General features: G+C 60.3%; 15 protein-coding genes and 2 pseudogenes. 10 read left to right on the top strand and 7 right to left on the bottom strand.

Annotated elements, in window-relative coordinates:
- Positions 1–29 precede the first annotated feature (29 nt).
- From nthA to APH44_RS25530, 8 genes are all read left to right on the top strand, one after another.
- Positions 30–695: a nitrile hydratase subunit alpha gene (nthA, locus tag APH44_RS25560; RefSeq protein WP_052199004.1), complete on the top strand. Its 666-nt coding sequence runs from the start codon at positions 30–32 to the stop codon at positions 693–695.
- A 2-nt stretch (positions 696–697) separates the two neighbouring features.
- Positions 698–1,048 (top strand): nitrile hydratase accessory protein, encoded by a 351-nt coding sequence (locus tag APH44_RS25555; protein WP_052199003.1) that lies wholly within the window; start codon positions 698–700, stop codon positions 1,046–1,048.
- A gap of 70 nt (positions 1,049–1,118) precedes the next feature.
- On the top strand, positions 1,119–1,313 hold the full coding sequence (locus APH44_RS29465) for a CbtB domain-containing protein (protein ID WP_034139340.1): 195 nt from the start codon (positions 1,119–1,121) through the stop codon (positions 1,311–1,313).
- A 13-nt stretch (positions 1,314–1,326) separates the two neighbouring features.
- Positions 1,327–2,043, top strand: a complete 717-nt coding sequence (locus APH44_RS25550; RefSeq protein WP_054572004.1) for a CbtA family protein — start codon at positions 1,327–1,329, stop codon at positions 2,041–2,043.
- On the top strand, positions 2,043–2,573 hold the full coding sequence (locus APH44_RS25545) for a DUF1097 domain-containing protein (RefSeq protein ID WP_034139338.1): 531 nt from the start codon (positions 2,043–2,045) through the stop codon (positions 2,571–2,573). Before APH44_RS25550 ends, APH44_RS25545 begins: the two co-directional genes overlap by 1 nt.
- Positions 2,574–2,579: 6 nt before the next feature.
- Positions 2,580–3,776 carry a transporter substrate-binding domain-containing protein gene (locus APH44_RS25540; protein WP_218187346.1) on the top strand — a complete coding sequence of 399 codons (1,197 nt, stop codon included), beginning with the start codon at positions 2,580–2,582 and terminating at the stop codon, positions 3,774–3,776.
- Complete coding sequence (locus APH44_RS25535; protein ID WP_052199002.1) at positions 3,773–4,387, top strand: ANTAR domain-containing response regulator; 615 nt, start codon at positions 3,773–3,775, stop codon at positions 4,385–4,387. The genes APH44_RS25540 and APH44_RS25535 overlap by 4 nt, the downstream gene beginning before the upstream one ends.
- Positions 4,388–4,506: 119 nt before the next feature.
- Complete coding sequence (locus tag APH44_RS25530; RefSeq protein WP_034139337.1) at positions 4,507–5,490, top strand: acetamidase/formamidase family protein; 984 nt, start codon at positions 4,507–4,509, stop codon at positions 5,488–5,490.
- 215 nt (positions 5,491–5,705) lie between these two features.
- Here the strand turns inward: APH44_RS25530 and APH44_RS30795 are convergent, their stop codons facing one another.
- From APH44_RS30795 to APH44_RS25500, 7 genes and pseudogenes are all read right to left on the bottom strand, one after another.
- On the bottom strand, positions 5,706–5,891 hold the full coding sequence (locus tag APH44_RS30795) for an IS3 family transposase (protein ID WP_079867808.1): 186 nt from the start codon (positions 5,889–5,891) through the stop codon (positions 5,706–5,708).
- Complete coding sequence (locus APH44_RS25525; RefSeq protein WP_123085909.1) at positions 5,867–6,571, bottom strand: IS3 family transposase; 705 nt, start codon at positions 6,569–6,571, stop codon at positions 5,867–5,869. The genes APH44_RS30795 and APH44_RS25525 overlap by 25 nt, the downstream gene beginning before the upstream one ends.
- Positions 6,568–6,861: an IS3 family transposase gene (locus APH44_RS25520; protein ID WP_054572002.1), complete on the bottom strand. Its 294-nt coding sequence runs from the start codon at positions 6,859–6,861 to the stop codon at positions 6,568–6,570. The genes APH44_RS25525 and APH44_RS25520 overlap by 4 nt, the downstream gene beginning before the upstream one ends.
- 626 nt (positions 6,862–7,487) lie before the next feature.
- Positions 7,488–8,102, bottom strand: a complete 615-nt coding sequence (locus tag APH44_RS25510) for a recombinase family protein (RefSeq protein WP_054572000.1) — start codon at positions 8,100–8,102, stop codon at positions 7,488–7,490.
- 61 nt (positions 8,103–8,163) lie between these two features.
- A pseudogene (locus tag APH44_RS29455) lies at positions 8,164–8,472 on the bottom strand (TniQ family protein); the annotation flags it as partial.
- Positions 8,429–8,716, bottom strand: a pseudogene (locus APH44_RS30790) (alpha/beta fold hydrolase); the annotation flags it as partial. The pseudogenes APH44_RS29455 and APH44_RS30790, both read right to left, overlap by 44 nt.
- 235 nt (positions 8,717–8,951) lie before the next feature.
- Complete coding sequence (locus APH44_RS25500) at positions 8,952–9,677, bottom strand: cysteine hydrolase (protein ID WP_054895173.1); 726 nt, start codon at positions 9,675–9,677, stop codon at positions 8,952–8,954.
- 319 nt (positions 9,678–9,996) lie between these two features.
- Here APH44_RS25500 and APH44_RS25495 point away from each other — a divergent pair, with 319 nt between their 5' ends.
- Positions 9,997–10,980 carry a GlxA family transcriptional regulator gene (locus tag APH44_RS25495; RefSeq protein ID WP_054895170.1) on the top strand — a complete coding sequence of 328 codons (984 nt, stop codon included), beginning with the start codon at positions 9,997–9,999 and terminating at the stop codon, positions 10,978–10,980.
- Positions 10,981–11,788: 808 nt separating this feature from the next.
- On the top strand, positions 11,789–12,336 hold a 548-nt coding region (locus tag APH44_RS25490; protein ID WP_156343794.1), incomplete at its 3' end, for a DMT family transporter.

The following is a 12,336-nucleotide window of genomic DNA, read 5'->3' as shown; positions in this document are numbered from 1 at the left end:
CCCCTTTTACGAACCAAGGAATTGCACCGATGAGCACACACGATCACGACCACGACCATCAACATGCGTCCGGCGAGCACCATCACCACGATGAAGAACGCGGCCCGGAAAGCTATTACGCGGCCCGCACCAAAGCACTGGAATCGCTGTTTCGTGAAAAAGGCCTGATCGGCACCGACACCGTTGATCGCGTCATCCACTTCTTCGACCACGAAATGGGGCCGTTCAACGGCGCCCGGGTCGTAGCCAAAGCCTGGACAGATGAGGCTTTCAGAGCGCGTCTGCTGGCCGACGCAAACCAAGCCATTAAAGAGCTGGGCTTGCGTGAAGGCATCGAAGGCGAAAACCTCAAGGTCGTCGAAAACACCCCAAGCACCCACAACGTCGTCTGTTGCACGCTGTGCTCATGCTGGCCGTGGCCGCTGTTGGGCCTGCCACCCTACTGGTTCAAGGATCCGGTGTTCCGCGCACGCGTGGTGCGAGAGCCCCGCGCGGTGCTGAAGGATTTCGGTGTCGAACTGGACAGCTCCAAGAAAGTCGCGATCTGGGACAGCAGCGCCCAAGTGCGCTTCTTCGTGATTCCTCAGCGCCCTGAGGGCACCGACCACTTCTCCGAGGAGCAGTTGGCCGCATTAGTGTCCACCGAAGCGATGCAGGGATTGGGTCTGGTTAGCACGGCGCAGCAAGGAGCCTGATCATGAGCACGCTGAAAAACCGAGTGGATCAACTGTGCGGCGACCGCAGCGCCCTGCCGAAAAACCAGGAACGTTTGGTGTTTGATGAGCCGTGGCAAGGGCGAGCGTTCGGCCTAGCCCTGGCGCTCGCCGAACAAGGCGCTTACCAGTGGGATGAGTTCCGCGCTTCGCTGATCTCGAACATCGGGGCCTGGGACAAGACTCACACTCCCGACGACCCTGACTGGCATTACTACCAGCACTGGCTGGCCTCGCTGGAAAAACTGGCGATGGACAAAGCACTCGTCACTCCCGAATCCCTCAACGCTCGTACGCAAGAGTTCCTTGAGCGTCGTCGGGACGAAGTCATCTGAAGCCGTCTGAAGTTATGTGAAGCCGTTGGCTTCAACACCCTCATCACAGCGCGAACACGAGGTACACATCATGTCTACTCTTCAATCCGTTTCAAGCATCACTACCACCGTATCGTCCGCTCGAAGCGCCCGGCGCGTGCTCAACGCCTGCTGCGTGATGTCCCTGGGCGCGGTGCTGCTGTACTTCGCCGGTTTTTCCAGCCTGCCGGCTTTGCACAACGCCGCGCACGATACCCGTCATACCGCTGCATTTCCTTGCCACTGAGAGGGCCTGAGCCATGATCAAGCGCATGCTGCAAACGGCGGGTTTCGCCGGGATGGGGGCCGCTCTAGTGTTGACGCTCATCCAAGCAATCTGGGTGTCCCCGCTAATCCTTCAGGCCGAAACCTATGAGCAGGCGGCCAGTGCCGGCCATTCCGATCCCCATGAGGCAGGCGAACATCATCACGAAGATGCCGGTTGGGCCCCAGAGGACGGCTGGCAGCGGGTGACGTCCACCGCCGCTGCCAACTTGGTGGTCGGCGTGGCGTTCGGGCTGGTGCTTGCGGGGGCGATCAGCCTACGGCCGCCGCGCAAGCTCTCAACGGGGGTGCTGTGGGGGCTGGCCGGGTACGCGGTGTTTGTACTGGCGCCCTCGGCGGGTCTGCCACCGGAACTGCCCGGCACGCAAGCGGCTGATCTGCACGCCAGGCAACTCTGGTGGGTGGGTACAGCGATTGCTACGGCCATTGGACTGGTGCTCATCGCCTTCGCGCCAAAGGCCTGGTTGAAGGTGGCTGGCGTCGTGCTGTTGGCGGTGCCTCACCTGATCGGTTCGCCGCAGTTAGCGTCGCCGGAGATGCTGGCGCCCGCCGCGCTGCATCACGAGTTCGTGATCGCGACGTTGATGGCGGACGCCTCGTTCTGGGTCACGCTGGGGCTGCTCTGCACCGTATTTTCCCGTCGTGCCGCAACTTCCGGGCTGTTCAAATCCCCACAGCAGGAGTACGCGTAATGTCTGAATTGACCAGCCTTGCGATCAGTGTTGCCCTGCTGGGCGGCGTGTGTACCTGGTTCACGCTCTCAGTGGGGGTGCTGCTCATTTGGGCGGCCTTCGCCGCCTGGGCCTGTTTTTTCCACTCAGGTGGAGACGTGCGCGCCCTGCGCACCACGATCGTCTCCAATTGTTTTGGCGTGTTCACCGCATGGCTGACGGCGGTAGTGATCGTCTCGGTGCCGGGGGCGACGGTGTTGGGCGAGACGATCTGGGCCAGCGTCGTGGTCTGCATCAGCATCGCCTGCTACATCTCGGCGGCCAGGGTTGGCCTGTTCTCCTCGATCCCGGCGGTGACCTACGGCTATGCGTGCACGTTTGCATTTCTGCTGCAAACGCCCGGAAAGTTCAGCACTGAAAACCTCACCAGCCTGAGCTTCTCCAACGCATTGATCATCGTGCCCGCGTCAATGGTCGTGGGCGCGGTATTTGCCTTTGCGTCGGCCCGCTTCGCTGCACGCCTGCAACGTCGCGCTGCATTAGCTTCGTAGGAACTGATGATGGCAAACCTTTCTCACAAGACGTGCGTGCGGATCGGCCTGATGTGCTCCACCACTGGCTCGTACCAGAGCATCGGCCAGGCGATGCTCTGTGGGGCGCTGCTGGCCATTGAGCGCGTGGCGCGCGACCCGCGCTTCACCTTCTGTTTTGAGCCTGAAGTAGTCAATCCGGGCGGGGACTTGACCCAGTACTACGCGCAAACCCAGGCACTGCTGGACAGCGGAATTCGGCACGTCGTGGGGTGTTACACCTCGTCGAGTCGCAAGGAAGTTTTACCGCTGTTCGAGCGGCGCGACGGCTTGCTCTGGTATCCCTCGCACTATGAAGGGTTCGAGTGCAGCGACAACGTGATATACGTAGGTGCCTCGCCCAACCAGCACATCGTGCCGCTAATCAGCTACCTGATGAACACCGTGGGCAAGCGCGCCTATTGCGTGGGCTCCAACTACGTGTGGCCTTGGGAAAGCAATCGGGTGATGCGCGAAATACTGGAAGCCAACGACGGCGATGTCGTCTGCGAGCGTTATCTCCCGATTGGCTCCACCGATGTCGAGCAGATCATCGATGAGGTCCAACGCCTCAAGCCGGATTTCGTGTTCAGCTCGTTGATCGGGGAATCCGGCCAAGCCTTCGTGGCCGCCTATGGGCAGGCCGTAAATACACAGCGGATTTCTGCGTCCACTCCGCTGGCCAGTTGCACGTTGTCGGAGGAGGAACTGAAAGCCGTGGATGCCAGCGTGCGCGCCGGGCATATCTGTTCATCGGTGTACTTCCAGAGCATCGGCACCCAGGCCAACGCGGAGTTCGTTCGTGACATTAAGCAGCGGTACGGCGTGCAACAGGTGACGTCCGCCGATGCTGAAGCCTCGTTCATCGCGGTGCTGTTGTTGGCCGAAGCCATTCACCTGGCAGACACCGACGACGTGCAGCAGGTCAGAAGCGCCGCCGTTCAAAGCCGGTTGAACGCCCCTCAAGGGCCAGTGTGGATCGACCCGGAAAACCACCACTGCTACCTGACGCCGCGCTTGGGCATCTCCAACGCCAACGGGGATTTCGAGATCCTGGCGAGCGCGAAGGAGCCGCGCAAACCAGACCCGTACCTCACATGGTTGGACATGGGCAAAGTCGGCGATGGCGCCGTGATGGAAGACCATGGCGATCGCCTTAAACCGGAGTTGAGGATCGTCAGATGAAAAGGCCTCAGCTTCCCAACCTGCGTGACCATCGCGTGCTGATCCTGCACAAGAAGGACCATGACTATCAGGTCTTGAGCGGGCAACTGGTGAGGCTGGGATTGAAAATCATCGAGCCGGTCGAGGGCCAAGCCTTGCCTTGGTCGGAGGTGGACGTGTGTTTTTTCGATGCCAATCAGGCCCACAAAAATACCTTCCCTTGGCCGGATGGGGAACCGCGAGTGCCGTTGATTGCCATGTTCAGTGCCGAAACCCCTGAGAGGATTCACTGGTCATTGACGCAAAGGGTGTGCGCGTTTCTGGTCAAACCGGTGCGCTCAAGCGGGACATTCCTGGCCCTGCAACAGGCGATTTTTGAATTCGGATCGCGGTCCCGGGCCGACGCTGAAATTACCCAATTGCAAGAGCGTGTGAAGGCCCGGCGGGTAGTGCTCAAAGCCGTAGTCAAGCTGATGGAGTTGGCCAACATCGACGATGACCAAGCCTATGAACAGCTGAGGGAATCGAGCATGACCAATCAGATGTGCATGGAGGAAATGTGTCTGCGGTTTTTGCAAAGCGGCTGTGAGAAAAGCGCGCTGAACATGCTGCGTCACCAGCGAAGGCCCTGACTCGGCCAGACACAAACGCTCGCGGCCCAAGCCGCAGTTTATCGATATCACCCCCCTCAATGGCGCACCGCTGGTGGTCCGCCAAAGGGAGCTTTTTGCCAAAAAAATGGAGTCAACGTATGAACTGGCTGGAAAAATCGATCATGTTTACCCGGGGCGTGGCCCAGGGCAAAGAAGGTGAAACCCACGAGCTGACCACAGATCGTCAGGGAAAATTTCACTACACCATGGGCCCCTACTCGGACCCGGTTCTGCACATTCGCCCAGGGGACAGGGTTATCGTCGAAACCGCCGATGCCTTCGAAGGCAAAGTCAAACATGAGCACGATCGCCCCAGCGAACTGCTGCGCATGCCGTTTCTCAACCCTCAGAGCGGCCCCATCATGATTGCAGGCGCCGAGAAGGGAGACGTGGTGGCCGTCCGCATCGAGTCGATCCTGCCACGGGGTGAAAACCCTCGGGGTACGTGCTGCATGATCCCCCGTTTCGGCGCCCTGACCGGCACCGACCTGACCGCGATGCTGACCGACCCATTGCCCGAGATCACCCGCAAAATCCATGTCGACGAGCAGCATGTCCATTGGAGTGATCGCGTGACCCTGCCCTATCAGCCGCACATCGGCACGCTAAGCCTTTCGCCTGAAATCGACTCGATCAACTCCCTTACGCCCGACAACCACGGCGGCAATATGGACTTGCCTGACATGGGCCCAGGGAGCATCACGTACTTGCCGGTGCGCTCGCCAGGTGGGCGTTTGTTCATCGGCGATGCGCATGCGTGTCAGGGCGATGGTGAGGTGTGCGGCACGGCCGTGGAGTTCGAGAGCACGACGACCATCCATGTCGAGCTGATCAAGAACTGGAACATCGACTGGCCGCGCCTTGAAACCGAATCCATGCTGATGGCCATCGGCAGTGCACGCCCCTTGGAAGACGCGACGCGCATTGCGTACTGCGAATTAATTCTTTGGCTGGAAAAGGAGTACGGCTTCGATCGCTGGGACGCCTACATGATGCTGAGCCAGTGCGGCAAGGTGAGACTGGGCAATTTCGTCGACCCAAAATATTCAGTCGGTGCAGCAATCGACAAGCGATACCTCTGAGCAGCAAGGCCACCCACCCTGTTGTTGACGAGCCAAAGTCCTCCAAAAAACATTCAGTGCACAGTCACGTTTGATCGCCAGCCATGCTCCCGCAAACGGGGCGAGGCTGGCACCCAGCATGAGACGACTCTAGACGAGAAGGGCGAGCCATTGAGCAAATGGGGTAGGGACTTATAACAGATGGTTGGTCTGTCCCGGAACTGGTGGACAGGTAGTTAAGAGCTACTGCTCGCGTTTCGCCGCTCAAACTCCATCGGACTGAGATAGCCCAACGTCGAGTGGCGACGGCGGTGATTGTAAAAGCGGATGTAGTCGAACAGGTCGGTTTTCGCCTCTTGGTAGCTGGCGTAATGCGTCAGGTACACCCGCTCGGTCTTCAGCGAACGGAAGAAGCTCTCCATCGCAGAGTGTCCCAGCAGTTCCCCGGACGTGAATGGCTGGGCACAACCCGATGGCGCCGCAGCAAGGCCTGGTAGTCGTAGGCGCAGTATTGGCTGCCACGATCCGAGTGCAGCAGTACCTCTGCCTGTGGTTGGCGGCGTGCCACAGCCATCTCCAGCGCAGCATGCACTAGGGCTTGCTGCATGCGATGGTGCATCGCCCAACCGACGACGGCGCGTGAATAGAGATCGAGCACCACGGCCAGATACAGCCAGCCTTGGGCCGTCCGCACGTAGGTCATGTCCGAGACCCAGTGCCGGTTGGCGCGATCCGAGGAGAACTGGCGATCCAGGTGATTCGGCGCAATCGGCAGAGCGTGACGACTGCTGGAAACCAGCCGCCAGCGCTTGCGCGAGCGAACGCGCAAACCAGCTTCGCGCATCAGTCGGGCAACCCGGTGCCGACCACACGCATGCCCCATGGCCGCCAGTTCGGCCTTGATTCGGCGATGGCCATAGATCCCATTCACCTCATGGTGGATGGAGCGGATCTCCTTGCTCAGGCGTCGGTACGCCATCTCTCTCGCCGAAGGAGGCCGCTGCTGCCAGGCATAGAAACCGCTGCGCGATACTCGCAGCAGCCGGCACATTGGCGCTACGGGGTAGCGACCGGCCAACGCCTCGATGGCGCGGAACCTCACTTCGTGGGCTGCGAGAAGATGGCGAGCGCCTTTTTTAAAACATCGCGCTCCATGGTGACCTGGGCCAGTTGCTGGCGTAGCCGACGCAGTTCCGCGTTCTCGCCACGCTGCTTGCCATTGCCTGGAAAGGCATCGTCACCTTGCTGTTCGTACTGGCGCTTCCATTTGCCCAGCAGGCTTTCAGCAATGCCCAGCGTCTCGGCTACATGCCGAAGCGGCGTGCCGGCAAGCACCTGGCCTACCGCCTCGCGTTTGAAGGATTCAGGAAAACGTCGTCTGGTCTGGGTCATGAACACTCCTTGCGGCGGACATTATCCACCTTAAGTCAGTGTCCACTCAGCCCGGGACAGACCAGTTGGAATTTGTTTTGACTCAATGATAGTAATGCTCTGAGGCTCTTGCTTACACCAGATCACAAAGACGGTGGTCAGAAAGCAAGCTAGGCAGCAGAGTGCAAATCCAATCGAAAGGCCAGAGTTGTTGAATGGGAGCTCGCACTCCGACGACATCTGCCGAAGCGTTGAGCAAAAAGGCCTACTGAAGAGGTCGACCTTCAAGTCCTGAACCAACAGGATGATGCTGAGAGGAAGGTAGGAGCCCAAGAAGATTGCTGCGGCGAATACTAGCCTGAGTTCCATTGTGCGTCCCTGCTAGAGCGGGGCGAACTCATTCGTCCCGTGGTGCGAAAATTATGGAACTCAGGATAGCGGCGATCACTAGCTGCTGCTAGTGGCCTTCTGCCCCAGCAAGCTAGAGAGCCTAGGTTGTTGCCGCTGATGCGATTTTGACCCAGGCTGCTAATTTAGCTTGGCCCACATGCGGCATTCGAACTCACCCCAATGAATAGCCCTAGTTTTCCCAAACACGTCGAAGGTCTGCTTCTGGCCGTAGTGAGCCATTCGCCTCCAGGTCAAGATCAGCCCAGTGAAAGCAACTTCAGGCCATCTGGACGCAACTCGCCCTTTGGCGAGACGTGCCGGTACAACGTCTGTCGAGTGACGCCGAGTTCCTCACACAGATCGCCAACCACGGTTTCCGGCTGCCCCATCGCCGCCATGGCCAATCGCAGTTTCGCTGCGGTCATCTTGAACGGCCGCCCGCCGTTCCTGCCGCGTGCTCGTGCCGATGCCAATCCTGCCATCGTGCGCTCGGAAATCAACTCCCGCTCGAACTCGGCCAGCGCAGCAAAAATACCGAACACAAGCTTGCCTGCGGCAGTCGTCGTGTCGACCGCAGCACCGTGACCGGTCAGGACTTTCAATCCCACGCTACGCGCAGTCAGGTCGTGCACGGTGTTGATCAGATGGCGTAGATCACGGCCGAGCCGATCGAGCTTCCACACGAGCAGCGTGTCGCCTTCACGGAGCGCCTTCAGGCAAGCAGCCAACCCCGGTCGATCATCGCGTCGGCCTGAAGCCAGATCCTCGTAGAGATGTGAAGGACTCACCCCGGCGCCGATCAGTGCATCGCGCTGCAGATCGGTGGATTGGGAACCGTCCGCTTTCGACACCCGCATATAGCCGATCAACATCTCTTCACCTGTCACATATACGTTCGATTATGTGACAGTGTGAGCCAGAAAGTTCTCGCCGTCAAAAACTGTCACTTAACCCGTCATTTAGTCTAAGACCTGCAAACGGCCATTCAGGCTCGTAATGTGACAAAAACTCCGGCGGGATGCCCTCCTTGGTGAACGTGGCGCGCAAACGTTCCAGGGATTCGGGGTCGCGTCGCCCGTAGGACGCCAGTGTGAACAGCAAGCGGGCCGTCTCCGGGTTGTGTCGCGCTTCAATGATGGCCTCATCGATGGCCTGGGCTGCTCGTTGCCAGTGGTTGATGGGTTCCGGCTTCGGCACCTTCGCCGGCAGGCCGTTGGTGAAACCAGTGTGCGGCTCCGTCCAACGCCGCGACGTCCGCAGCGTAGTGGTCCATGTCGTGGCCGTCGCTCACCTGAGCGGACCGGCCGTGGCCGCGCCGATCGTGCGCGATGACGCGATAGCCCAGGCCAACGAAGAACAGGGCCTGGCTATCCCAATCGTCACCGCTGAGCGGCCAGCCATGGTGGAACACGATTGGCTGGGCGTCCTTCGGGCCCCAGTCCTTGTAGAAGATCTCAACGCCATCTTGGGTAGTCACTGTGCTCATGGTCATGATTCCGCGGTTGATGGAAGGAGAGTGGACGGACGAGAGTGCAGCGAAGGACGCCGGGGAAACGGCAGCCAGGGCCGCGGCACTCAAGCCTAGCACCAGAAAATCTCGCCGGTCCGGGCTGGCAGGCCCGAAGGTTTTGGTATTGCTCATGGGTGACTCCTTGTCAGTTGGCTAGCACGGGAGCAACAAGGGCTCCCGTGCCTGGTTGGGAAATTGGTTCTACCCGCGGTCAGCGTCCTTCCAGCTTTTTCACTACCTCGTCGGTCGTCAGCAGACCGTTGGCAATGTAGCGGAAGTCGACCAGTGCACTACCGTAGCCGTCGCCGTCAGGAAGCTTCGGTCCGGCGATGGCGTCACGTACGACGACCACCTCGAAACCGCGCTCCAGAAACTCGCGAAGATGCGATTCGACGCACAGGTTGGAGGCCATACCGGCAAGGATGATCTTGTCAACCCGCTGCTTATGCAGCTGCAGCATCAGGTCGTTGCTTTGGGGGCCATACAACTTGTGCGGTGATGCGACGATGGTCTTGCCGTCTTCAATGAAGGGCTTGAACTCCTGCATGAAGTCGGCACCCGAGTTACGGAATCCATCCAGCGTCAAGGCGCCCTTGCGATCGAAGAGGCCAAGCTTGTGCTGAACGGTCTCCGTCGGCGCCTCGTACTCCCATTTATGATCGTGGGGATAGTAGTAGTGCGGCGAGATGGCGACGGTCGTTCCAGCCTTCTTGGACGCCGCGAAGAGCCGGCGCAGATTCGGGACCAGGTTTTGCTCGGTAACGCTCGCACCGAACACCGGCCAGCCTGCACCCTCCGGGCTCATGAAGTCGATCTGCGGGTCGATCACGACCAGAGCGGTTCGACTTAGATCCCATTCAAAAGTGGAGGCCGGGAGCGCGGGCTTGACCGGGTCGGCATAGGAGTTCTCGGCGGCGAAGCTGATGCCAGGCGCCATCAGGATGGCCCCCAACACGGCGGCGTAGGAGAGCATTGTCTTGGGGTGAGTCTTGTTGAAGGTCATTTGCATGTCCTCGAAGTGGGGTGGTGCGAGTACGGTACGGCGAGAGGCTGGTACGAATAGGACATTTGTCCCTGGATTTCGGCCGACAAGCGCAGCCACCTCGAGTGAGGCGGGTGCACTTGGATGGCCAGACGAGCGCTTCCAGGCGAATGGCCGGATCTGGCAACGGCCGAGCCCCGTTGTTGCACCCGTTGACCTGCCAAACAGGAGGCGCGTCTAATGACTCTTCTGCCGGGCTATTGGCGTTCAGGTCATGCCACGTCACGTTTGTTTCTTGGTTTATTCGGGCTTCGTATTGCTGGATTTGAGTGGCCCGCTCGAAGCCTTCTCCAACGCCAATAGCGCGCGCCCTTCGGGCTATCGATTCACGGTCGCTTCGCTTGAGGGCGGGTTGATCCGCGCCTCGAGCGGACTGCAGGTCGCGACCGAAGCATTGGAAGTCGTCGACCGCCTCGACACGCTCATCATCGTCGGCGCACCGGCCGCTCCGATCGGTGACTGGACGATGTCGATGGCGACCGCGATCCGGCACATGTCCCTGCGCTCTCGCCGCACGGCCAGCGTCTGTACTGGCGCCTTCGTGCTGGCCGAGAGCGGCCTGCTCGACGGTCGTGTCGCTACCACGCATTGGAACTATGCTCCGCAACTGCAGGCTCGCTATCCGTCGCTGCGCGTGGACGGAGATCGAATCTGGACCGAAGACGGGAATGTCTGGACGTCCGCAGGCATGTCGGCTGGCATCGACATGGCCTTGGCCATGATCGAGCAGGACCTGGGCAAAGAGGTGGCGCGCTCCGTCGCACGCATGCTGGTTGTCTACTATCGACGGCCAGGTGGTCAGTACCAGTTCTCTTCGCTGCTGGATTTCGACCCTGGCTCAGATCGCATCCGCACGGTGCTGAGCTATGCGCGCGATCATCTGCGTGATGATCTGTCAGTCGAGCGCTTGGCTGACGTCGCGCATATGAGCGTGCGTCAGTTTGGCCGTGTATTCGCGGCATCCATCGGGGTGACGCCGGCCAAAGCGATCGAGCGCCTTCGCATCGAGGCGGCAAGGCCGCTGGTTGAGGGCGGGCATCAGACTTTCGAGGAGATCGCCAGGAGCGCCGGATTCGGCGATGCCGATCACATGCTGCGCTGCTTCGTGCGAGTCATTGGGCGGACGCCACAAGAACTGCGCCGGAGCGTTCGTCAGGCCAACGGAGATGGCGGATCCGGGAGCAAGGCAGACCAATAGTCCGCGCTTGCGAAGGTTCGAGGGCCTGATGATGCGGCTATACGCACGCCGTGGTCGATCCCGGGAACCTCACTGACTAAAGGCCCCATCACAATGCGCGCGTTTGGCTTGCATGCATGTGGGGTGAAATTAGAGAAGCTAAAATTAATCTGTCCCCTTTACCATTGCCAGGCTGCGTGAAGGCGCGGATCAACCTTCTGCAGAATCACCGTTGAAGCCTGGCTTCGCGATTGACCCTTCCGCGAAAGGAGGCTTGCCGGAAGATGTCCGCTCGATGGAAGGGGTGGGCGTCTCCACGCAGATGCCTCTTGTCCTCAGCTCCAGGTGCTTGAGGGAACTTCGATCCAAACAGCCCGGGCCAAGGCAACGAGGCGGTCGTTCGGTGCGTAGATGGCCGTACCAGCTAGACGCTTGCGGCCCTCCACCCCCAAAGGCCAGCCGAGGACAATACAACGATCCCCAGGCTTGACGACGCCCAAGATGGAGGCGGCCAGTTCGCCGAGAACAATCGCGACGCCATCGGGTAGCGGGAAAGAAGTGAAAGCTCCCGTGCAGTCGAGCGCCGCCCACAAGAATTCTGGCCGCAGGTTTCCCGATTTGTCGGCGAGCGACGCGTCGGGCGTCCACGGCGCAGCAATCGTGGAGGTGTTGTTCAGCGGGCCAGGAAAGATACATAGGCCGTCGTTTTGCGTGCGCTCTGGCCCGCACACAAAGCAACCAGGAAACCTATGGCTTTTGAACCCAATGAACGACTGTGCTGCTTCCTCTGCTTCCTCGTACGAGGGCCCGGGGGTGCCTGAATGCTTAGTTGAGAACGCTTGGCTTCGCGTTGCCGCTGTTCCTCTGGTTGCTGTGGCTGAGCCGCGGGGCGGGGGAAGGGCGGCTCTCGCTGGCGGATGGGGCGCGCATCCTGCTGCTGGGGATGTTCGGCTATTACCTGTCCAGCCTCTTCGATTTCTACGGGCTGGAATACATCAGCGCCGGACTGGAGCGCCTGATCCTGTTCACCTATCCGACGCTGATCCTGCTCTTCCAGGTCGTGATTTTTCGCGAGCGGCCGAGCCGACGCACGCTGCTGGCCATGGGCGTCTGCTACATGGGGCTTGGGGTGGCGCTCCTGCACGACATCAGCACCGCGGGCATGGGTGGGCAGGTCATCCTGGGGGCGGCCTGGGTCTTCGCGAGTGCCGTTACCTATGCGCTGTACTATCTGGGCACCGGCGTCATGCTGAAGCGCCTCGGTTCGATGCGGCTGGCCGGTCTGGCGGGCAGTGCGTCGGCGCTGATGGTGCTGGTTCACTACGGCGCCTCGACCGACATGGCCCAGCTGCTGGTGGTGCCGCGGCCGGTATGGTG

This window comes from Pseudomonas sp. NBRC 111143, assembly GCF_001320965.1.
In the GTDB taxonomy this organism is placed as follows: domain Bacteria; phylum Pseudomonadota; class Gammaproteobacteria; order Pseudomonadales; family Pseudomonadaceae; genus Aquipseudomonas; species Aquipseudomonas machongensis.
Note: the sequence above shows the minus strand (reverse complement) of the source record. Positions and strands in the feature narration are given on the sequence as shown.